Consider the following 20,700-nt stretch of genomic DNA (forward strand, 5'->3'; position numbering starts at 1 on the left):
TGCCCGATCGAACCGGGGCCCGGCCGCGGCGCCGCAAGCCTGCACCCATCCGGCTGCAAGGCGTATCATCGAGGCATCCCCCATCAACCGACAGGCCGATCCTCGTGTCCGACCTCGACGAAATCACCCCAGACCAGACCCTGATCGACCAGCTGAGCGATGCCTCGGCACTCAACGACGACCAACGTCGGCAGCTCGAACACGTCCTGCGCTGCAGCCCCTTCATCCAGCAAAGCCTCGCCGCCGAGCCGGCCATCCTCGATTACGTGATGGCCGGCTGCGGTGACGCGTTTCTCGGCGACGGGCTGGCCACGCGCCTCGACGGGCTCAGCGGCACGCGGGACGAGCGCCTGGCACTGGAGCCGGCGGCCTTCGGCCGGGAGCTGCGTCGATTGCGTCGGCGCGAGATAATCCTGATCGCCTGGCGCGATCTCAACGGCATCGACGACACCGACGCGACCCTCCGGTCGCTATCCAAGCTCGCCGATTTCTGCGTCGCCGAGGCGCTGGCCTACCACGAACATCACCTGCAGGCCCGGTTCGGGCAGCCGCGCGGGCCGAACGGCGAGTCCGTCGGCATGGTGGTCATCGGCATGGGCAAGCTCGGGGGCGACGAGCTCAACTATTCCTCGGACATCGACCTGATCTTCGCCTACGCCGAAGAGGGGGAGACCGACGGCAGCAAGACGATCAGCAACGCCGAGTACTTCATCCGGCTCGGCCAGCGGCTGATCCGCTCGCTCGACGAGAAGACCGGTCACGGCTTCGTCTTCCGGGTCGACATGCGTCTTCGCCCCAACGGCGACGAGGGCCCGCTGGCGATGAGCTTCGACGGGCTGGAACTCTACTACGCCACCCGCGGACGCGAATGGGAACGCTACGCCTGGATCAAGGCACGCGTGATTGCCGGCGACCAGGCGGCGGGACGCGAGTTGATGGACATGCTCAGACCGTTCGTCTTCCGCCGCTATCTCGACTTCGGCGCGTTCAGCCAGTTGCGCGAGATGAAGCGCATGATCGAGCGCGAGATGACCGACGCGGCCATGCACAACAACATCAAGCTCGGCCCCGGCGGCATCCGCGAGATCGAGTTCATCGGCCAGTTGTTCCAGTTGCTGCGCGGCGGACGCGAGCCGGCGCTACAGGACCGGCGGCTGCTGCCGGTGCTCACGATCCTCGAGGAGATGGGCGAGCTCGATCCGACCACCGTCGGCGATCTCACGGTGGGCTACGACTTTCTCCGCCGGGCCGAGAACCGGTTGCAGATGCTCTACGACCATCAGACGCAGACGCTACCGGACAACAAGTTCGACCAGTTGCGCCTCGCGATCTCGATGGGTTTCGAGGACTGGGGCGCGTTCCTGTACGCCCTCGATCAGCACCGTGATCGCATCCACGGCCATTTCTCGGAGGTGCTGCGCCTGCCCAGCGACGGCGACGAGAACGAGGACCCGCTCGAACAGGTATGGAACGGGCTAGGCGATGTCGCCGACCGCGTCGCCATCCTCGAACGGCACGGCTTCGAGCAGGCCGCCGTGCTGGAACGGCATCTGTCCGCGTGGCGGGACACCCAGGGGCCGGCGATCAACGGCACGGTCGCCCAACGTCTCGACGAACTGATGCCCGACCTGCTGCGCGACATCAGCGCCTATCAGGGCCAGGTCGCGATCCTCGACCGGATGCTCGACCTGCTTGCGGCCATCCTGCGCCGCTCGGTCTACGTGGCCCTGCTGATCGAACAGCCACAGGCGCGCCGGCAGCTGGTCCGGCTGGTGCACGGCAGCCCGTGGATCGCCTCGTTGCTGACCCAGCACCCGATCCTGCTCGACGAGCTGATCGACCCCGAGACCCTGTACGCCCCGCCCAACAAGACCGAGCTGGCGCAGGAGCTGGGCGAGCTGTTGGGCAAGTGCCCGAACGACGAGGAACGCAGCCTCGACGAATTGCGCCGCTTCAAGCAGCTGGCGACCCTGCGGGTGGCTGCCGCCGACGTGGTGGGCGCGCTGCCGGTGATGCGGGTCTCCGACCAGCTGACCTGGATTGCCGAGGTAATCCTGGAGGCGGTACACGAGCGCGCGCAGGCGCAGATCGAGGCCCGCCACGGCAAGCCGAAGGCGATCAACGAGGCGGGCGAGGTGTTTACCCCGGGACTCGCCATCATCGGTTACGGCAAGCTCGGCGGGATCGAGCTGGGTTACGGCTCGGACCTGGACCTGGTCTTCCTGCACGACTCCACGGATCGCGAGGCGGTGACCGACGGGCCGAAATCGATCGACAACAGCCTCTACTTCGCGCGTCTGGCGCAGAAGATCATCCATACGCTCAGCATCCGTACGCCGGCCGGCGTGCTTTACGAAGTGGACACGCGCCTGCGCCCGGACGGGGTCGGCGGCCTGCTGGTCTCGTCCGTCAATGCCTTTGCCCAGTACCAGGCCGAACACGCCTGGGTCTGGGAGGTGCAGGCCATGTGCCGGGCGCGCTTCGTCGCCGGTACCGCCTCGGTGGGCGAGACCTTCGCCGAGATCCGGCGCCAGACGCTGACCCAGCCGCGCGACCCCGACGAGCTGCGTGACGCGGTGGTGGGCATGCGCGAGAAGATGCGGACGAACCAGACCGAGACCCCGGCCGGCCTGTTCCACCTCAAGCGCGACGTCGGCGGCATCACCGACATCGAGTTCCTGGTGCAGTACCTGCTGCTGCGACATGCCGCCGAACATCCCGAAATACTCGAGTTCACCGACAACATTCGCCAGCTCGACTCGTTGCGCGAGGCTGGACTGATCGACGCCGAGGCGAGCGAGGCCATCATCCAGGCCTACCGGACCCTGCGCGACGCCGGCCACCATCAGGCGTTGATGGGCAGTCGCTCCGTGGTGGATGCCCACAGCGTCGAGGCCGAACGGCAGGTGGTGATCGATCAATGGCAGGCGCTGATCGGCTGCCTGCCACCGGGCGCGGAGGCCGAACGGCCCGAGTAGGCCGGCGGCGATCGGCGTCGGGCGTCAGCTACCCGGTGCCCCGTAGTCGAGGGCCACGACCACCGGCGCGTGATCCGAGGGACGCTCCCACCGACGCGGCTCGATGTCGATGTGGCAGGCCGTGACCTGATCGCGCAGTGACTCGCTGACGAGGATCAGGTCGATGCGCAGCCCGCGATTGCGGCGGAAATTCGCCTGCCGGTAATCCCACCAGGAAAACACGTTCTCCGGCTGGTCGAACAGGCGGAAGGCGTCGATCAAGCCCGTCTCGAGGATGCGGTCGAGCGCGTCGCGTTCCGGGGTCGAGCAGAGGATCCGCTCCTTCCACGCCTCGGGGTCGTGCACGTCGGCATCCGTCGGCGCGATGTTGAAGTCCCCCACCACCACGCGGTTGCGGTAGCGCCCGGCCTCCTCGGCCAGCCAGCGCGTCAGCGCCTCCAGCCAGGACAGCTTGTAGGCGTATTTCTCCGACCCGACGGCCTCGCCGTTGACCACGTACAGGTTGATCACCCGCAGGTCGCCGAAGGTCGCGGCGATCACGCGCCGCTGCGGATCCTCGAATCCGGGGATGTCGGTGACGATGTCGGTCGGCTCCGGCCAATGGGCCGGATACATCCAGGCCACGCCGTTGTAGGTCTTCTGCCCGTTGGCGATCACGCGATAACCGGCCGCCTCGATCGCGTCCCGATCGATCGCCTCATCGAGTTGCTTGAGCTCCTGCATGCCGAGCAGGGTGGCGGGTTGGTCGGCCAGCCACTGGAGGACTTGCGGCTGACGCACCTTGAGTGAATTGACGTTCCAACTAGCGATGTTCATGGGATCTGCCTCGAGCGAAAGACTCGGGCCATTCTCGCAGAATCGGCCGGTTCCCGGGGCGATCCGCCGCCGGGAAACACGAGGGGACACCCTAGAACGGGGTCCGGATATCGAGCGCGACCAGCGCGAGCACGAACAGGATCAGGCCGGCGGCGACGAATGCGCCCGCCTTGAACGTCTTGCGACGGATCAACGTCTCCTGCGGCACGCCGGAGATGATGAACGGATCGCCGTTTTCCGGCCGGTGTAGCAGGTGGACGGTATTGCTGCCGGTGGCACGTTCACGTTCCGCCTCGCCGACCTCGCGCTTTGCCTGCGCGCGCGCAAGCCGCATGGCCCATTCCCACTCGCGCATCGAGATCTCGCCGTCACCATCCAGATCGAAGCGCGAAAGCGCCTCGTCGTCGTGCTTCCATTCCTGCAGGAGCTCGCGGCGACGCTGCTCGATTGCCGCGTGGGCCGACGATCCATCGTTTCGATGCCCACGGGTCTCGAGCCAGCCAAGCACGTAGAGCGGCCGCTCGGGCAGCAGCAGACGCTCGGTGTAGCGATACGGCTTGCCACCGAATCCCAGTGCCGAGCCGCCCGACCAATCATGGTTCGAGGCACGTTCACGCCAGCGTCGACTGCTGTGCGGGATCACCCGTGCATGGTCGGGGTCGACGAACGCCTCGCCGCTACCATCGTCGACGCGGAACAGGGCATCGCTGCGGCGGCGCTCAACGGTGACCCAATTGCGGTTCTTGCCGCTGGACTCGAGCCGCTCGATCTTCATCTCGAACCAGAGACAGGGGGTAAAGGTCAGCGGCGAATAGAGCGGGTGATCGTCGATCGCCCGGCCCGTGCCTTCGATCTCGTTGAAGCCCTGGGCGGCAGAGCGCAGCCGGGCGGTGGGGGTGTGCGCGATGATCCGCGCCCGAGCGAGGGTACGAAAGCCGAGAAACAGGCAGACGAGGAGCAGGATCACCACCCCCGTCCAGAGGACGAGGTAGAAGCCGGGATCGAGGTCGAGCAGCCAGTCGCCGAACCCCTCGATAACCGACATGCCGGGGATCATCGACTCGCCGGGATCAGCCGAACAGGGCCTTCACGTCGACATCCTCGGTGGACTTGCGATCGAACTCGAGCAGGCGGAAGGCGCGGAAGCCGAACAGCTGGGCAACCAGGACGTCGGGAAACTGTTCGATGCGGATGTTGTTGGTGTTGACCGCGGCGTTGTAGAACTCGCGCCGGTCGGCGATCTCGTTTTCCAGCCCGCTGATGCGCTGCTGCAGGTGCTGGAAGGTCTCGTTGGCCTTGAGCTCGGGATAGGCCTCGGCCACCGCGAACAGGTTACCCAGGCCGAGGCGCAGGCTCTGCTCGGCACCACCCAGTGCGCCGACGTCACCGCGCTGCTGCGCGTCGTTGACCGCCGCACGCGCCTCCATCACCCGCTCGAGCGTGTCGCGCTCGTAGTGCATGTACTGCCGGGCGGTCTCGACCAGCTTGGGCAACTCGTCGTGGCGCTGGCGCAGCAACACGTCGATGTTCGACCACGACTGCGAGACGTTGTGCTTCAGCCGCACCAGGCCGTTGTAGATGATGATTCCCCAGATCAGGATCAGCACCAGCAGGAACACGATGATCGACAGCGCGATGCCCATGGTTCGAACGCCTCCTTGGCTGCCCCGCCGCGGCGAGGCGGGTTGACTCTCGTCGTCTTGGTTACACGTCGATATTGGACGCCGAGAGCGCGAATTTCTCGATGAAGTCGCGGCGCGGCTCGACCAGGTCGCCCATCAGCACCGTGAACACCGAATCGGCGGCCACGGCGTCTTCGATACGCACCTGCAACAGGCGACGGGTATCCGGGTTCATGGTGGTTTCCCACAATTGGTCGGGGTTCATCTCGCCCAGGCCCTTGTAGCGCTGAACCGCCAGTCCACGGCGCCCCTCGGCCATCAGCCAGTCGATCGCCTGTTCGAAACGCTCGATCGCCTGGCGGCGTTCGCCGCGCACGACCTCGGCACCCTCGCTGATCAGGCCGTCGAGTCGTTCGCCGAGGTCGCCGAGCAGGCGGTACTCGTTGCCGCTGAAGAACGCCGCCGGGATGGTGGTTTCATGTGAAACACCGTGCTGGCTGCGCTCGATACGGAACACGTGGCCATGCTCGCCTTCCTCCATCGAGACGCCGTACTCCACACCGGCATCGGCGATGGCATTGAGCATGCCGTTGAAGTGACCCAGCCAACCGGCCAGGCGAGACTCGTCGTCCATCATGGCCGGATCGAGGCGACCGATCTGCATCAGTGCCTTCAGGGCATTGATGTCAAAACGGTTGGCCATGCGCTCGATCATCGCCTGCGCGGAAAGGTATTCCCGCGCCAGCGACTCGAGCCCCGGCCCGGAGATCGGCGGGGTGTTCTCGCCGAGTTCCAGGCGCGCCCCGTCGACCGCCTGCTGCAGCAGGTACTGGTTCAGGGCCAGATCGTCCTTGAGGTACTGCTCCTGCTTGCCCTTCTTGACCTTGTAGAGCGGCGGCTGCGCGATGTAGACGTGGCCGCGCTCGACCAGCTCGCGCATCTGGCGGTAGAAGAACGTCAGCAGCAGGGTGCGGATGTGACTGCCGTCGACGTCCGCGTCGGTCATGATGATGATGCGGTGGTAGCGCAGCTTGTCCGGATTGAAGTCCTCGCGACCAATGCCGCAACCCAGCGCCGTGATCAGGGTACCCACCTCGGCGGACGACAGCATCTTGTCGAAGCGCGCCTTCTCGACGTTGAGGATCTTGCCCTTGAGCGGCAGGATCGCCTGGGTGCGCCGGTCGCGGCCCTGCTTGGCCGAACCGCCCGCGGAGTCGCCCTCCACCAGGTACAGCTCCGACAGCGCCGGGTCCTTCTCCTGGCAGTCGGCGAGCTTGCCCGGCAGGCCGGCGATGTCGAGCGCGCCCTTGCGGCGGGTCATCTCGCGGGCCCGACGGGCGGCCTCGCGGGCCCGCGCCGCCTCGATGATCTTGGAGGTAATCGCCTCGGCATCGGCCGGGTTTTCCTCGAGGAAGTCGGCCAGGTGCTCGGCGGTCATCGATTCGACCGCGGTCTTGACCTCGGAGGAGACCAGCTTTTCCTTGGTCTGCGAGGAGAACTTCGGGTCGGGCACCTTGACCGAGATCACCGCCACCAGGCCCTCGCGCCAGTCCTCACCCGTGGTGTTGACCTTGGCCTTCTTGAGGATCCCGTTGCGATCCATGTAGTCGTTGAGCGTGCGCGTCAGCGCGGTACGAAAACCGGTCAGGTGGGTGCCGCCGTCGCGCTGCGGGATGTTGTTCGTGTAGCAGAACAGGTTTTCCTGGTAGGCGTCGTTCCACTGCAGCGCGAGCTCGATGCCGACCTCGTCGCGATCGCCCGAGAGGTAGATCACGTTCTTGTGGATCGGCGTCTTGTCCTTGTTCAGGTGCTCGACGAACGCGCGGATGCCACCTTCGTAGTAGAACGTGTCCGCGCGGCCGCTCTGCTCTTCGGAGAGCGAGATGTGCACCCCGGAGTTGAGGAACGACAGCTCGCGCAGGCGCTTGGCCAGGATGTCGTAGTGGAAGGTGACGTCGGTGAAGATCGTCTGGCTGGGCAGGAAACGGATCTGCGTGCCGGAACGCTCGGTCGGGCCGGCATCCTTGAGCGGGTACTGCGGCTCGCCGAGGTGGTATTCCTGCACCCAACGACGCCCATTGCGCCAGATGGTGAGATCCAGCCGGTCGGACAGGGCGTTGACCACCGAGACACCCACCCCGTGCAGGCCGCCGGAGACCTTGTAGCTGTTCTGGTCGAACTTACCGCCGGCGTGCAGGACGGTCATGATGACCTCGGCGGCCGACCGCCCCTCTTCCTCGTGAAGGTCGGTGGGAATGCCGCGACCGTCGTCGGTGACCGAGACCGAACCATCGGCGTGGATGACCACGTCGATCTTGGAGCAGTGACCGGCGAGCGATTCGTCGACCGCGTTGTCCACCACCTCGAACACCATGTGGTGCAGGCCGGTACCGTCGTCGGTATCGCCGATGTACATCCCGGGGCGCTTGCGCACCGCGTCCAGTCCCTTGAGGACCTTGATACTGCTGGAGTCGTACGTGTTTTCGGCGCTCATGTAGCTCTTGTCCCTTCCTGTCGCAGCGGTCCTGTCGGCGGCGCTTGCCAACCCGGACCGGTCCATCGGGAGACCGGCCGACTGGCCAGTCCATCCCGATCGTTCCGACGGTGTTTCACAACCTTGTGATCATACCATTTTCCGCACCTGCCCGTCCTCCACGGCAAAGCGGGCCTGGATATCCCCCTCGCCGTCGATGGCATCGGCGGCGATCACGCTGACGAAGGCCTGGTGACCACTCTGGCCGAGGTAGTCCAGCACGCGCCGTCGGTTGTCCGCGTCCAGTTCCGAGGCCAGATCGTCGAACAGCACCACGGCCGGCTCACCGCGTACCTCGGCCCAGAGGTCGAGCACGGCGAGGTGCAACAACACCACCAGCATCTTGATCTGCCCACGGGAGGCAACCTGGCGCGCCTCGTGGTCGCCGAGGGCGATCTTGAGATCCGCCCGGTGCGGGCCGAACAGACTGGCCTGCTGGTCCCGTTCGCGCTCGCCGCCCTGCCGGATGGCCTCGTCGAGTGCCAGGTCCTGCCGGTAACCGGGGAGGTAGCGCAGCGTGAGCCGGTGGCCGGGCAGCATGCGGTCGAGCAAGTCGGTCATGCGTTGCTCGAGATCGGCGAGCACGTCGCGCCTGGCGGCCTCGAGTCGCCCGGCGGTTTCCAGGTAGAGCCGCTCCCAGGCCGGTTCGTGTTGTCCCCGGCGCAACAGGGCGTTGCGCTGCTTGAGTGCGCGTTGAAAGTTGCGATGGATCTCGTGGAAATCCGTTCGGGCGTAGAAGCCCACCCGGTCGAGAAAGCGCCGGCGATGATCGGGCGAGCCAAGCACGAGATCGTCGGATTGCGGGTGCAGGGCAAGCACGGGCAGCAATCGCGCCAGCTCGCTCAACCGCGGCACGTTCTCCTGGTCGACGCGGAGCACCATGCTGCGCCGGTCGCGCTGCATCGCAAGGCGGTGTACACCGCGGCCCGAGCGGGCCTCGACCTCGGCTCGCAGCAGGAGGTCGTCGGCACCGTGCCGGATCAGCTCATTGGCGTTGTTGCCACGGAACGACCGTCCCAGGCTCAAGGTATGGATGGCCTCGAGCAGGCTGGTCTTGCCGGCGCCGTTGACCCCGTGGATCAGGTTGATGCCGGCGGCCGGTTCGAGATCGACGGGTTCGAGGTTGCGGAATCGCTCGACGTGCAGTGTCGCCAGTCGCGTCACGGGAAACCGCTTAGATCTTCATCGGCATGAGGACGTAGCGGGTCCGGATGGCGTCTTCGTCGGTCGGCAGGATCAGGGCGCTGGATTCCGGGGTCTCGAAATCCATGCGCACCTGCATGTCGTCAACGTGCGAGAGGATGGCCAGCATGTAGCTGATATTGAAGGCAATCTTCAGGTCGTCACCCTGGTAGTGAACCGGGATTTCCTCGCGGGAGGATTCCTGGTCGCTGTTGATTGCCTCGATGGCCAGCCGGTCGGATTGCAGGTGATAGTGGGCGCCGGCGAACCGGTCGGTGTTGAGCACCGAGGCGCGCTGCAGCACCTGCTTGAGGGTTTCTCGGTCGACGTGGACCTGTTTGCTGTTGGTCTTCGGGATGACGCGCTCGTAGTCGGGGAAGCGCCCGTCGATCAGCTTGCTGACCATGCGTTGCTGGGCGAGCTTGAGCTCGATCTGCTGCGTGCTGACCAAGAGCTCGACCGGCGAATCGTCGTCGCGATCGAGTGCCCGCATCAGCTCCATCACCATCTTGCGCGGCACGATGATGCGCAGCGTCTCCGCGATCGCTTGCTGGCTGTCGGTTTCGGCCAGTGCCAGGCGATGCCCGTCGGTGGCCACGCAGCGAATCCGTTCCGGGCTGACCTCGAACAGCAGCCCGTTGAGGAAGTAACGCACGTCCTGCTGGGCCATCGAGAACTGGGTCTTCTCCAGCATGGCGCGCAATCGATCCTGCCCGAGCACCAGCCGGTATTCCTCGGTGGTTGTCTCCATGCGCGGGTATTCGTCGGCCGGCAGGCAACCGAGCCGGAACACGCTGTGACCCGCCTGGACGATGACGAACCCGTCTTCCTGGCGAATGCCGATCTGCGATTCGGCCGGGATGGCGCGAATGATGTCGTGCAGCTTGCGGGCGTTGACCGTCGTGCGACCCGGTTGACCGATGTCGGCGGGGCATTCGCTTTCCAGCTGGATCTCGAGGTCGGTCCCGGTGAGCTTGAGTCGATCGCCATCGGCCTCGAGCAACAGGTTGCCCAGGATCGGCATGGTCTGGCGTTTTTCCACGCCACCGATTACGCGGTTGATGGCGTCGAGCAGGTCCGGTCGGCTGACGGTCAGTTGCATGGCTGGCGGTTCCTCTGAATCAGTAACAGATGTTTTTGTTCTGTTGATGATGATGAATGTGATGTAGCCACTTTCCTTGGGATAAGTGCGAAAAGACGAACGGGATCAGTAGCTTCTCGCACTTGACAGATTGGCTCAATGCCGTGGGACGGCCTGTGTATGAATTGGGACCAATTGTGGAAAACTCTCGATTCGCCGATTCGTCCACAGGTTTCCCAGCATCCGTCCTGCCACTGTGCCCGGCTTGTCCCCAACTCGGGCGGCTTCACACATTCAGGGTGTGTCGCAGGAGGTTGTAGTCGTCGTTTATCTTGCTGTCGCTCTCGCGCAGTTCCTCGATCTTGCGTACCGCGTGCAGCACGGTGGTGTGATCCCGCCCGCCGAACGACTCGCCGATCTCGGGCAGCGAATGGCTGGTCAATTCCTTGGCCAGCGCCATGGCCAGCTGACGGGGTCGTGCGATCGAGCGCGTGCGGCGGGCCCCGGTCAGGTCCTGGATCTTGACGTTGTAGTACTTGGCGACCGTGCGCTGGATGTTGTCCAGGGTGATCATCTTGGCGTGTGCCGAGATCATGTCCTTGAGCGCGTCCTTGGTCGACTCGATGGTGATCGGTCGCTTGGAGAACTGCGTGGTGACGATCACCCGTCGCAGGGCGCCCTCGAGTTCGCGGATGTTGGCCTGGATGCGCCGGGCGATGAAGAAGGCGACGTCGGAATCCAGATCGATCCCCGACTGCTCGGCCTTGCTGTGCAGGATCGCCACACGGGTTTCCATGTCCGGCGGCTCGACCGCCACGGTCAGCCCCCAGCCAAAGCGCGACTTCAGGCGTTCCTCGAGGCCCTCGATCTCCTTGGGGTAGCGATCGCAGGTCATCACGATCTGCTTGCCCTGCTCGATCAGCGCATTGAAGGTGTGGAAGAACTCCTCCTGGCTGCGCGGCTTGGTGGCGAAGAACTGGATGTCGTCGATCAGCAGCGCGTCGATGCCGCGGTAGAAGTTCTTGAACTGCTCGGTGTTGTTATTGCGGATGGCGGTGATCATTTCCTGCACGTAGCGTTCGCTGTGCAGGTAGATGACGCGCTTGTCGCCCTGCTGGTCGATGATCTGGTTGCCGACCGCGTGCATCAGGTGGGTCTTGCCCAGACCCACGCCGCCATAGATCAGCAGCGGGTTGTAGCTGGCGCCGGCGTTGGCCGCTACCTGCTGGGATGCCGCGCAGGCGAGCTGGTTGGACTTGCCCTGGACGAAGGTCTCGAAGGTAAAGCCGCGGTTGAGGTTGTGGGAAAAGCCCTCGTCCGTGGTGTCCCCGGGTTCGACCGGCTCGGGGTCGATCGGTCGCGGGGCCGCCGGTCGAGAAGCGGGACGGGACGGGGTGTCGGCCGGGGCCTTGCTGGTTGTGGTCGTCGGCTTGGGCCGAGCGCGGCCGGCCTCGCCGATGCGCAACGACACGTCAAGCTCCGGACGGCCGGAAATCTCGCGGGCATGCACGCGGATCTGCTCGAGCAGTTTCTGGTTGACCCAGTCGAAGGCGAAGCGGTTGGGCGCCCACAGCAGCCACTGGTCGTCGCTGACCTGTTCGGCCTGCAACGGGAATATCCACATGGTCAGCTGATCGTTCGGCAGCTCCTGGGCCAGGCGATCGATGCATTGTTGCCACATCGGGAAATGCTGCATGACGACGGTCGTTCTCCACCGGTTCGGGGTCGGCTAGACAAGGGGCGGATGATAACATCCAGCCACGGGTGGTCGACATCTTATCCACAAGATGCCAGCTGGCCTCGACCGACGCGTCGGGGACCCCGATGGGGGCGGTAATTGACGGTCCTCACGTCCGTCGATCGGTGTCACGAGGCCCGGTTCGACCGGGTGGTGTGACGTCGCCCTTGACAGCAGCCCCCGGTCTGTCAGAGTATTCGGCCCCTTTTTCAAGCGGATATGGTCGCCTGAGTTGGCCGAGACGGGCCGATCGAGATCGGCCGATCCGTGCAGTAACACCTGAATCACTACTGGGACGTCGTCATGAAAAGAACCTTTCAGCCGAGCAACTTGCGCCGCAAGCGCACCCACGGTTTCCGTGCCCGCATGAAGACCCGCGGTGGTCGCGCCATCATCAACGCCCGTCGCGCCAAGGGCCGCAAGCGGCTCTCTGCCTGAGGCCGATGACCCCGGCCGCGCCCGAGGCCCCGACCTCCGGGGCCGACAGCAAGGAACCGGCCGTCATTCGTGGCGGCCGGTTTCCGCGTTCGGCGCGCCTGCTTTCCGGGTCGGACTACCAACGCGTGATGCGCGGAGGTAACCGGGTGCATACCGCCAACCTGATGCTGGCCTTGCACGCCAATCCCGGCGGCGAGCCGCGCCTGGGATTGGCTGTCAGCCGCAAGCGGGTACGGCTTGCCCACGAGCGCAATCGGGTCAAGCGCGTCGCCCGCGAACAGTTCCGCCTGAGCCGGGCCGAGTTACCCGGCATGGACGTCGTGGTCCTGGCCAAGTCGGGAGTGGACGGGTTGTCGATGCCCGAGCTGCATCGCCAGATGCGCCAGGCACTGAACAAGGCGAGCCGGAAATGCGCCGCGTCCTGATCGGCCTGGTCAAGGGCTATCGCCTGCTGATCAGCCCGATGCTGCCGCCCTCCTGTCGTTTTTATCCGACCTGTTCCGAGTACGCCGTCGAGGCCCTGTCCCGACACGGTGCGCTCAAGGGGGGCTGGCTGACGCTGCGCCGCCTGGGGCGCTGCCATCCCTTCTGTGCCGGGGGCATCGATCCGGTGCCCGGCACCTCCTCGGAACCCGGCGGCTGCCCGCATGATGCCGAGTCCTCCGCTTCCCGAGCCGATGCCCACCACGGGCCCCATGCCGTTCAATCGCGAGACTGAAAGATTCCCATGGAACAACGCCGCCTGATCCTGATCATCGCCCTGGGCTTCGTCCTGATCCTGCTCTGGCAGGCCTGGCTGGAGGACAATCAGTCACCGGCCGAGCGCAGCAATGTCACCCAGACGACCGAGCAGGCGGCCGCCGACAAGGCGCCGGCCGACGACCTGCCCACCTCGGGCGGGCCGTCCACGGGCGGGGACGTGCCGGCCGCAGCGGGTGGTGACTCGAACGGCAGTGCCTCGGTCGCCGGGGACCGGGTTCGCGTCGAGACCGACGTCCTCTCGCTCGAGATCGACCCGCGGGGTGGCGTAATTCGCCAGGCCGACCTGCTGGAATACCCGGTTGAGCTCGACCGCCCCGACGACCCGGTGCGCCTGCTACAGGACACCAGCGGCTTCACCTACATCGCCCAGTCCGGCCTGATCGGTTCCAAGAACGCGCCGGCGCCGGATCACCACGCCCGTTTCCAGGTCGAGCAGCCCGAATACCGGCTTGCCGAGGGCGAGTCCGTGCTCGAGGTGCCGATGACCTGGGAGCAGGACGGCATCCGCGTCACCAAGACCTACCTGTTCAAGCGCGGCTCCTACGCCGTCGATCTGCGCTACACGGTGGAGAACACCACCGACGCCGAATGGCGCGGCCAGCAATACCGTCAGCTGACCCGCTCGGGTTCCACCCCCGGCATGCAGCTGATGTACACCTATACCGGCGGCGTCTATGCGGGCACGCCGGCCGGCGGTGGCGATCGACTCAACTACGAGAAGATCGAATTCGACGAGATGGGCAAGATCAAGCTGCAGAAGGACCTGCAGGACGGCTGGGCGGCGATCATCCAGCACTACTTCATGAGCGCCTGGGTGCCGTCGAACCCCGAGCAGGTGAACCAGTACTACACGCTCAAGAGCCAGAAGGACGGCTTTACCGTCTACAGCCTCGGGCTGATGTCGCCGGTCACCGCCGTCGCGCCGCAATCGAGCGAGACGCTTGAGTCGATCCTTTACGTCGGGCCCAAGATCCAGTCGAACCTCGAGCCGCTGGCCACCGGCCTGCACCTGGCCGTCGACTTCGGCATCCTCACCTTCATCTCCGAGCCGATCTTCTGGCTGCTCGACCTGTTCCATGACTGGGTCGGCAACTGGGGCTGGGCGATCGTGCTGGTCACCGTGGTGATCAAGCTCCTGTTCCTGTGGCCATCGGCGGTGAGCTACCGCTCCATGGCCCGCATGCGGGCGGTCACGCCCAAGATGCAGGCGCTCAAGGAGCGCTTCGGCGATGACAAGCAGCGTCTCTCGCAGGAGATGATGAAGCTCTACCAGAAGGAGAAGATCAATCCGCTGGGCGGCTGCCTGCCGATCCTGATCCAGATCCCGGTGTTCATCGCGCTCTACTGGGTGCTGGTCGAGTCGGTCGAACTGCGCCAGGCGCCGTGGATCCTGTGGATCGAGGACCTCACCCAGAAGGACCCGTACTTCATCCTGCCGCTGCTGATGGGCGCCTCGATGTTCCTGCAGCAGAAGCTCAACCCCGCACCGGTCGATCCGATGCAGAAGAAGATCTTCCAGTGGCTGCCGGTGGTGTTCACGGTCTTCTTCGCCTTCTTCCCGGCCGGCCTGGTGCTGTACTGGTTCGTCAACAACCTGCTCTCGATCGTCCAGCAGGCGATCATCACCCGCCGGGTGGAAAAGCAGATGGCGGCCCAGAAGGGATCGAGCTGATCCGCGGCGATGGTTGCCCCGAGATGTTTCCCGTGAAACATCGCCCCGGCGCTCGTCGGTTGCCGTCGTGAGTGCGGCACCGGTCGACACGATCTGCGCGGTGGCCACGGCCGCCGGTCGGGCCGGCGTGGGCGTGGTGCGCCTGTCGGGCCCGGAAGCCCGCGCGATCATCACGCGGTTGACCGGCACCTCCCCCCGGCCGCGTCACGCGCATTACGTCACCTTGAAGCGTCGAGCCGACGAGTCGGTGCTCGACGACGGTATCGTCCTCTACTTTCCGGGGCCGCACTCCTACACCGGCGAGGACGTGGTCGAGTGGCAGGGTCACGGCAACCCGGTGCTGCTGGACGCCGCGGTCGAGGAAATGGTCGGCTGCGGCGCCCGCACGGCGCGTCCGGGGGAGTTCACCGAACGCGCCTTTCTCAACGGCCGGATGGATCTCGCGCAGGCCGAGGCGGTTGCCGACCTGATCGAGGCCGGTTCCACGCAGGCGGCCACCGCCGCGCGCCGGTCCCTGACCGGAGCGTTCTCGCGACGCGTGGATGCCTTCGTCGAGCACCTGATCCATCTGCGCATGTACATCGAGGCGGCACTCGATTTCCCGGAAGAAGAGATCGACTTCCTCTCCGACACGCGCCTGCGCGACCAGCTGGCCGACCTGCGCCGCGAACTCGCCGACCTGCTGGGCCGCACCGGCGAGGGCGTGCGGCTGCGCGAGGGATTGCAGCTGGTGATCGTCGGTCAGCCCAATGCCGGCAAGTCCAGCCTGCTCAATCAGCTCGCCGGGGAGTCGCGCGCGATCGTCACCGAGATTGCCGGCACTACCCGCGACGTGCTGCGCGCCGAGATCATGCTCGACGGCCTGCCGATCCACGTGATCGACACCGCCGGGCTGCGCGAGAGCGATGACCCGATCGAGCAGGAAGGCATTCGGCGTGCCTGGGAAGAGGTCGAGCGAGCCGACCTGATCCTGCACCTGATCGATGGCGCGCGCGGGCGCTCGGCCGAGGACGAGGAAACCCTCGCCCGCCTGCCCGACAAGCCGCTGCTGACCGTAATCAACAAGGTGGACCTGACCGACCAGTCGCCCTCCCAGGCCGTCGAGGACGGCACGCTGCGTCTGAGTGCCCGGACCGGGGCGGGGGTGGACGCGTTACGTCGCGAGTTGCGTCACCTGGCCGGCGTGTCGGACCGGACCGAGGACCCCTTTATCGCGCGGCGTCGCCACCTCGAGGCACTGGAACGTGCCCGGGACAATCTCGCCGAGGCGGGTGACTCGCTGGCCCTGGGCGCAGGCGAGCTCGCCGCCGAGTCCCTGCGTCGAGCGCAGACCGCGATGGAGGCGATCACCGGTCGCTTCACCGCCGACGACCTGCTCGGCGAGATCTTCGGCAGCTTCTGTATCGGCAAGTGATCCGCACCGGATTCGCGCCGATCCAACCGAGCGCCACGCTTGGTTGAAGGGCCGCGCGCCGCACGATTTAATACCCGATCGAATTTTCTTGGGATCCGGTTTGCCGCCGGCGTCCCGCGGGTAGAGGAGTGTCGCCATGCTGTCGATGGAGTACCAACCGCCGATCGACATCCGTCAGGTCACCGGGCACGTGGTGGGCTTGGGTAGCCACCGTGCCCTGCAGTCGAAGACCGACTGCCGGGGCATCATCACCCAGGCAAGCCGGTCGCTGGCCGAGATCTCCGGGTTCGCGGTCGACGAGCTGATCGGCCAGCCGCATAACATCCTGCGCCACCCGGACATGCCGGATACCGTTTACTACCTGATGTGGCAGACGATCCAGGCGGATGACGAGTTCTTCGGCATCGTCAAGAATCGCTGCAAGAATGGCGATCACTACTGGGTGCTCACCCGCGTCGCACCGATCGTGCGTGAGGGCCAGACGCAGGGATACACCTCCGCCCGATTCCTGCCGCGCGCGGACGTGGTACCGGAGTGGGAGCGGCTGTTTGCCGACATGCGCGCCGCCGAGCAGCGCAGTGGCCACGACGACCAGCGCCGTTTTGCCCCGGCCGTCGAGGTGATGAACCGCTTCGTGCGCCGCCACGGCTACGCCAACCTGCAGCAGATGGTGCTCTCCTCACGAGGCTGAGTCGATGGCCTTGCCGACACCGGTTCCCACGACCCGCCCTGGCCTGTCGCTCGATCCGGCCGCCACCGCCGACCTGCCCGAGGTCGCCCGCCTGGCGGAGATCATCTGGTGGCGTTGCTACCCGCCCATCATCGGCAGCGGCCAGGTGCACTACATGCTCGGCCGGGGCTATGCCTTGCCGGCGCTGCGTGACTCGCAGCGAAACGGCACGCGGTTTTCCCTGTTGCGGCTGGCCGGCCGGTCGATCGGCTTTTCCGCCTGGCGTCCGGCGGGCGGGGGCGGTTTCCTCGACAAGTTGTACCTGCATCCGGGGTTTCACGGCACGGGATTGGGGCGATGGTTGATCGATGCCACCTGCCGTGAGATGGCCCGCGACGGGGCCGACCGGGCCTGTCTGCGGGTCAATCGACACAACCGGCCGGCGATCCGTGCCTACGAGCGGGCCGGCTTCGTGATCACCGGCACCGACTGCCAGCCCATCGGGGGCGGCTACGTGATGGACGATTACCTCATGAGCCGCACGGGAATCCTCGGGCTTTTGCTAGACTGATCCACTGGTCCCCGCGTGTCTTCACGGGCCATGGATTGCAGGTGCCCTGGAGGTTGTCGATGCCGCAAGTAACCGAACTCAACGATTTGCAGGTGTTTCCCGACGGGGTGCGCCAGGTGACCTGCCGCGACTGCCTCGCCGAGGCCTCGGATCGACTGGGGTTCGCGTTCTCCATGGCCTTCCAGCCGATCGTCGATATCGATCGCGGCGAGGTCTATGCCTACGAGGCCCTGGTGCGCGGCCCCAACGGCGAATCGGCGGGCAGCGTGCTCACCCAGGTCAATGACCAGAATCGCTACTACTTCGACCAGGCCGCGCGCGTGACCGCGATTCGCCTGGCCGCGGAGCTCGGCATCGAGGCCAATCTGAGCATCAATTTCATGCCCAACGCGGTCTACAAGCCGCAGGCCTGCATCCGCGCGACCATGGAGGCGGCGAGCATCTACGGCTTCGACCCGAGGCGGTTGATCTTCGAGGTCACCGAGGCCGAGCGCATCACCGATCGCGGCCACCTGCGGTCGATTTTCGACGAGTACCGCGAGCGCGGGCTGCTGCGCGCGATCGACGATTACGGCGAGGGCTTTGCCGGACTGAACCACCTGATCGAGCTCGAACCGGACCTGGTCAAGATCGATCTCAACCTGGTGCGCGGCGTCGATGACCATCAAAGCAAGCAGGCCGTGATCCGTTCGACGGCGATGATGTGCGAGGAGATGGGTATCGAGTTGATCGCCGAGGGCGTCGAGACGCGCGAGGAATACGAGACGCTGCGGTCGCTCGGACTGAACCGATTCCAGGGCTACTGGTTCGCCAAGCCCGGTTTCGAGACCCTGCCGATTCCCGAGATGCCCTGAAGACGTTGAAGACGGCCCGGTTCGGCAGGGGCAGCCCCTGCCGGACCCGACGGGACGACAGTTTGCGCGGCCGGCTGTGCCGCCCGTCGACCACGCGCCTCTCGCCCCCACCCGTGCTCGATCACTTGCCACCGACGATTCCATGCCCAGAGAAAACGCCCCCACCATCCGTTTGACCCAGTACAGCCACGGTGCCGGCTGCGGCTGCAAGATCGCCCCGGCGCTGCTCGACGACATGCTGGCCTCCAGCCTGGCCCCGATCCAGCCCGATGCCCGCCTGCTCGTGGGCAACGATTCGCGCGATGACGCGGCGGTCTTCGACCTGGGCGATGGCAGCGCGATCATCTCGACCACCGACTTCTTCATGCCGATCGTCGACGACCCGTTCACCTTCGGCCGGATCGCGGCGACCAATGCCATCAGCGACGTCTACGCCATGGGTGGCCAACCCCTGCTCGCCATCGCCATCCTTGGCTGGCCGATCGACAAGCTTGGGCCCGAGGTGGCCGCGGCGGTCATCGACGGTGGGCGCAGCGCCTGCCTTGATGCGGGCATCACGTTGGCCGGCGGCCACTCGATCGACGCGCCCGAGCCCATCTTCGGCCTGGCCGTCACCGGCCGCGTCGAGCTCGACCGCCTCAAGCGCAACGACACCGCGCGTGCCGGCGACCAGTTGTTCCTGACCAAGCCGCTTGGCGTGGGCGTGCTGACCACGGCGCAGAAGAACGGCGTGCTCGATGCCGCGCATGCCGATTTCGCCCCGGACAGCATGACGCGCCTGAACCGCATCGGCCGGGAGCTGGCATCGATCGAGGCGGTCACCGCGATGACCGACGTCACCGGTTTCGGGCTGGGTGGCCACCTGCTCGAGCTGGTGCGGGGCAGCCGCTTGCGCGCCGAGATCGACGTGGCATCCCTGCCGCTGATCGAGGCGGTCGCCGATTACATCGCCGCCGGCCAGATGCCGGGCGGCACCGGCCGCAATTTTGCGAGCTATGGGCAGGAGCTCGGCGCCATGAGCGAGTTCGCGCGCGCCATCGTCTGCGACCCGCAGACCTCGGGGGGGCTGCTGGTCTCGGTGCGCCCCGAGGCAGTGGACTCGGTCGCCGCGTTGCTGAAAGAGGCGGGCCTGCACGCCACGCCCATCGGTCGCCTGCACGAACCGGATGACGGCCCGCGCGTGGTCTTCCACGAGGACGACCGAGCGTGAGCGGGCGAGCCGATCTGCCGCTGGTCACCGACATCGCCTCGATCTTCCTCGACGAGCGGCCGATGCTGGACGTTCGCGCGCCGGTGGAATTCGAGCAGGGCGCCTTTCCCGGCGCCGAGAATCGTCCCCTGCTCACCGACGAGGAACGTCACCAGGTCGGGATTCGCTACAAGGAAGCGGGCCAGGACGCAGCGATCGCGCTGGGTTACGCGTTGGTGGATGCCGAGGAGAAGGCCCGGCGCGTGGCCGAATGGCGGGCGTTCGTCGAGGCGCATCCGCAAGGCCTCTTGTACTGCTTTCGTGGCGGGCTGCGCTCGCGGCTGACCCAGCAGATGCTGTTCGAGGCGACCGGTATCGCCTACCCGCGCGTCGCCGGCGGCTACAAGGCGATGCGGCGTTTCCTGCTCGATGCGCTCGAGACCCAGGCCGTCGACGCGCCGCTGATCATGCTCGGCGGGCGTACCGGGGTCGGCAAGACGCCCTTCCTGACTCGATTCGAGCGGTTTCTCGACCTCGAGGGACGGGCTCGTCACAAGGGCTCGGCCTTCGGCCGCGAGCCCGAGCCCCAGCCCACGCCGATCGATTTCGAGAACCAGGTCGCCATCGACCTGCTGCGCCTGCGCCACCGCGCGCCCGACGAGCCGATCCTGGTGGAGGACGAGGGCAAGATGGTCGGCGCGCGCCAGGTGCCGCCGACGCTGTTCGAGCGCATGCGCACCTCGCCGCTGGTGGTGATCGAACGGCCCCTGGACGAGCGCGTCGAACAGAGTCTCAAGGACTACATCATCGACCTCGAGGCCGGTTACCGTCGGGTGCTGGCCACCGATGCCGCCGGGGCGAGTGAGCGGGTCCGAGCGCATATCCTCGGGGCGATCGACCGGGTGGCCAAGCGCCTGGGCGGGGTGCGCCACGCCAGGGTGCGCGGCATGGCCGCCGAGGCACTGGATGCCTGGTACGAACGCGACGACGTCCAGGGTCTGCGTGACCTGATCCGCGTCATGCTGGTCGAGTACTACGACCCGATGTACGACTACCAGCTGGCCGGAAAGCGCGACCGGATCGTCTTCAGCGGCCCGCCGGAGGCGGTGGCCGAGGAGCTGGTTTCGCGGGGGTTGCGACCGCAAGGGTCGCCCTGTTCGTGATCCACCCGTCGCGGTAG

The 20,700-nt window shown here is 66.1% G+C and carries 18 protein-coding genes; 11 read left to right on the forward strand and 7 right to left on the reverse strand.

Going from position 1 to position 20,700, the window contains the following annotated elements; all coding sequences use genetic code 11:
* The first annotated feature begins 104 nt into the window (after window positions 1–104).
* Window positions 105–2,978: a bifunctional [glutamate--ammonia ligase]-adenylyl-L-tyrosine phosphorylase/[glutamate--ammonia-ligase] adenylyltransferase gene (glnE, locus tag LV475_RS02585; protein WP_250105719.1), complete on the forward strand. Its 2,874-nt coding sequence runs from the start codon at window positions 105–107 to the stop codon at window positions 2,976–2,978.
* Between the two features lie 24 nt (window positions 2,979–3,002).
* Here the strand turns inward: glnE and xth are convergent, their stop codons facing one another.
* From xth to dnaA, 7 genes are all read right to left on the reverse strand, one after another.
* Complete coding sequence (xth, locus tag LV475_RS02590) at window positions 3,003–3,794, reverse strand: exodeoxyribonuclease III (protein ID WP_136867918.1); 792 nt, start codon at window positions 3,792–3,794, stop codon at window positions 3,003–3,005.
* A gap of 91 nt (window positions 3,795–3,885) precedes the next feature.
* Window positions 3,886–4,839, reverse strand: coding sequence for a GIDE domain-containing protein (locus tag LV475_RS02595; RefSeq protein WP_169303680.1), 954 nt, complete (start codon window positions 4,837–4,839; stop codon window positions 3,886–3,888).
* A gap of 25 nt (window positions 4,840–4,864) precedes the next feature.
* Window positions 4,865–5,437: a LemA family protein gene (locus LV475_RS02600; protein WP_250105720.1), complete on the reverse strand. Its 573-nt coding sequence runs from the start codon at window positions 5,435–5,437 to the stop codon at window positions 4,865–4,867.
* 61 nt (window positions 5,438–5,498) lie between these two features.
* Window positions 5,499–7,910, reverse strand: a complete 2,412-nt coding sequence (gyrB, locus tag LV475_RS02605; RefSeq protein WP_136867915.1) for a DNA topoisomerase (ATP-hydrolyzing) subunit B — start codon at window positions 7,908–7,910, stop codon at window positions 5,499–5,501.
* Between the two features lie 129 nt (window positions 7,911–8,039).
* Window positions 8,040–9,113, reverse strand: coding sequence for a DNA replication/repair protein RecF (gene recF / locus LV475_RS02610; protein ID WP_136867914.1), 1,074 nt, complete (start codon window positions 9,111–9,113; stop codon window positions 8,040–8,042).
* Between the two features lie 10 nt (window positions 9,114–9,123).
* Entirely contained in the window at window positions 9,124–10,233 is a 1,110-nt protein-coding gene (gene dnaN, locus LV475_RS02615; protein ID WP_136867913.1) for a DNA polymerase III subunit beta, read from the reverse strand.
* Window positions 10,234–10,498: 265 nt separating this feature from the next.
* Window positions 10,499–11,908 (reverse strand): chromosomal replication initiator protein DnaA, encoded by a 1,410-nt coding sequence (dnaA, locus tag LV475_RS02620; protein WP_136867912.1) that lies wholly within the window; start codon window positions 11,906–11,908, stop codon window positions 10,499–10,501.
* Window positions 11,909–12,253: 345 nt separating this feature from the next.
* On the opposite strand from dnaA, the gene rpmH reads away from it, so the two are divergent.
* The 10 genes from rpmH to mnmH all read left to right on the forward strand — a co-directional run bounded on the left by rpmH (window position 12,254) and on the right by mnmH (window position 20,683).
* Complete coding sequence (gene rpmH, locus LV475_RS02625) at window positions 12,254–12,388, forward strand: 50S ribosomal protein L34 (protein WP_058574926.1); 135 nt, start codon at window positions 12,254–12,256, stop codon at window positions 12,386–12,388.
* 5 nt (window positions 12,389–12,393) lie between these two features.
* Window positions 12,394–12,813 (forward strand): ribonuclease P protein component, encoded by a 420-nt coding sequence (rnpA, locus tag LV475_RS02630; RefSeq protein ID WP_136867385.1) that lies wholly within the window; start codon window positions 12,394–12,396, stop codon window positions 12,811–12,813.
* The gene (gene yidD / locus LV475_RS02635; RefSeq protein ID WP_136867386.1) at window positions 12,798–13,106 is read left to right on the forward strand and encodes a membrane protein insertion efficiency factor YidD; all 309 of its coding nucleotides are present in this window, start codon (window positions 12,798–12,800) and stop codon (window positions 13,104–13,106) included. The genes rnpA and yidD overlap by 16 nt, the downstream gene beginning before the upstream one ends.
* 9 nt (window positions 13,107–13,115) lie before the next feature.
* Window positions 13,116–14,822, forward strand: coding sequence for a membrane protein insertase YidC (gene yidC, locus LV475_RS02640; RefSeq protein ID WP_136867387.1), 1,707 nt, complete (start codon window positions 13,116–13,118; stop codon window positions 14,820–14,822).
* A gap of 67 nt (window positions 14,823–14,889) precedes the next feature.
* Window positions 14,890–16,236: a tRNA uridine-5-carboxymethylaminomethyl(34) synthesis GTPase MnmE gene (mnmE, locus tag LV475_RS02645; protein WP_250105721.1), complete on the forward strand. Its 1,347-nt coding sequence runs from the start codon at window positions 14,890–14,892 to the stop codon at window positions 16,234–16,236.
* A 136-nt stretch (window positions 16,237–16,372) separates the two neighbouring features.
* The gene (locus LV475_RS02650; protein ID WP_156575272.1) at window positions 16,373–16,927 is read left to right on the forward strand and encodes a PAS domain-containing protein; all 555 of its coding nucleotides are present in this window, start codon (window positions 16,373–16,375) and stop codon (window positions 16,925–16,927) included.
* 4 nt (window positions 16,928–16,931) lie between these two features.
* The gene (locus LV475_RS02655; RefSeq protein ID WP_250105722.1) at window positions 16,932–17,477 is read left to right on the forward strand and encodes a GNAT family N-acetyltransferase; all 546 of its coding nucleotides are present in this window, start codon (window positions 16,932–16,934) and stop codon (window positions 17,475–17,477) included.
* A 59-nt stretch (window positions 17,478–17,536) separates the two neighbouring features.
* Window positions 17,537–18,331: an EAL domain-containing protein gene (locus LV475_RS02660; protein ID WP_136867391.1), complete on the forward strand. Its 795-nt coding sequence runs from the start codon at window positions 17,537–17,539 to the stop codon at window positions 18,329–18,331.
* A gap of 142 nt (window positions 18,332–18,473) precedes the next feature.
* Window positions 18,474–19,541 (forward strand): selenide, water dikinase SelD, encoded by a 1,068-nt coding sequence (gene selD / locus LV475_RS02665; protein ID WP_136867392.1) that lies wholly within the window; start codon window positions 18,474–18,476, stop codon window positions 19,539–19,541.
* Window positions 19,538–20,683, forward strand: coding sequence for a tRNA 2-selenouridine(34) synthase MnmH (gene mnmH / locus LV475_RS02670; RefSeq protein ID WP_197039160.1), 1,146 nt, complete (start codon window positions 19,538–19,540; stop codon window positions 20,681–20,683). Before selD ends, mnmH begins: the two co-directional genes overlap by 4 nt.
* The last annotated feature ends 17 nt before the right edge of the window (window positions 20,684–20,700 follow it).

This window comes from Guyparkeria hydrothermalis (genome assembly GCF_023555375.1).
Taxonomy (GTDB): Bacteria; Pseudomonadota; Gammaproteobacteria; order Halothiobacillales; family Halothiobacillaceae; genus Guyparkeria; species Guyparkeria hydrothermalis.

Coding starts and splice junctions, on each gene's coding strand:
- xth (WP_136867918.1), bottom strand. CDS start 3,794: ATGAACATCGCTAGTTGGAACGTCAATTCACTCAAGGTGCGTCAGCCG.
- LV475_RS02595 (WP_169303680.1), bottom strand. CDS start 4,839: ATGTCGGTTATCGAGGGGTTCGGCGACTGGCTGCTCGACCTCGATCCC.
- LV475_RS02600 (WP_250105720.1), bottom strand. CDS start 5,437: ATGGGCATCGCGCTGTCGATCATCGTGTTCCTGCTGGTGCTGATCCTG.
- gyrB (WP_136867915.1), bottom strand. CDS start 7,910: ATGAGCGCCGAAAACACGTACGACTCCAGCAGTATCAAGGTCCTCAAG.
- dnaN (WP_136867913.1), bottom strand. CDS start 10,233: ATGCAACTGACCGTCAGCCGACCGGACCTGCTCGACGCCATCAACCGC.
- dnaA (WP_136867912.1), bottom strand. CDS start 11,908: ATGCAGCATTTCCCGATGTGGCAACAATGCATCGATCGCCTGGCCCAG.
- rpmH (WP_058574926.1), top strand. CDS start 12,254: ATGAAAAGAACCTTTCAGCCGAGCAACTTGCGCCGCAAGCGCACCCAC.
- rnpA (WP_136867385.1), top strand. CDS start 12,394: ATGACCCCGGCCGCGCCCGAGGCCCCGACCTCCGGGGCCGACAGCAAG.
- yidD (WP_136867386.1), top strand. CDS start 12,798: ATGCGCCGCGTCCTGATCGGCCTGGTCAAGGGCTATCGCCTGCTGATC.
- yidC (WP_136867387.1), top strand. CDS start 13,116: ATGGAACAACGCCGCCTGATCCTGATCATCGCCCTGGGCTTCGTCCTG.
- LV475_RS02650 (WP_156575272.1), top strand. CDS start 16,373: ATGCTGTCGATGGAGTACCAACCGCCGATCGACATCCGTCAGGTCACC.
- LV475_RS02655 (WP_250105722.1), top strand. CDS start 16,932: ATGGCCTTGCCGACACCGGTTCCCACGACCCGCCCTGGCCTGTCGCTC.
- LV475_RS02660 (WP_136867391.1), top strand. CDS start 17,537: ATGCCGCAAGTAACCGAACTCAACGATTTGCAGGTGTTTCCCGACGGG.
- selD (WP_136867392.1), top strand. CDS start 18,474: ATGCCCAGAGAAAACGCCCCCACCATCCGTTTGACCCAGTACAGCCAC.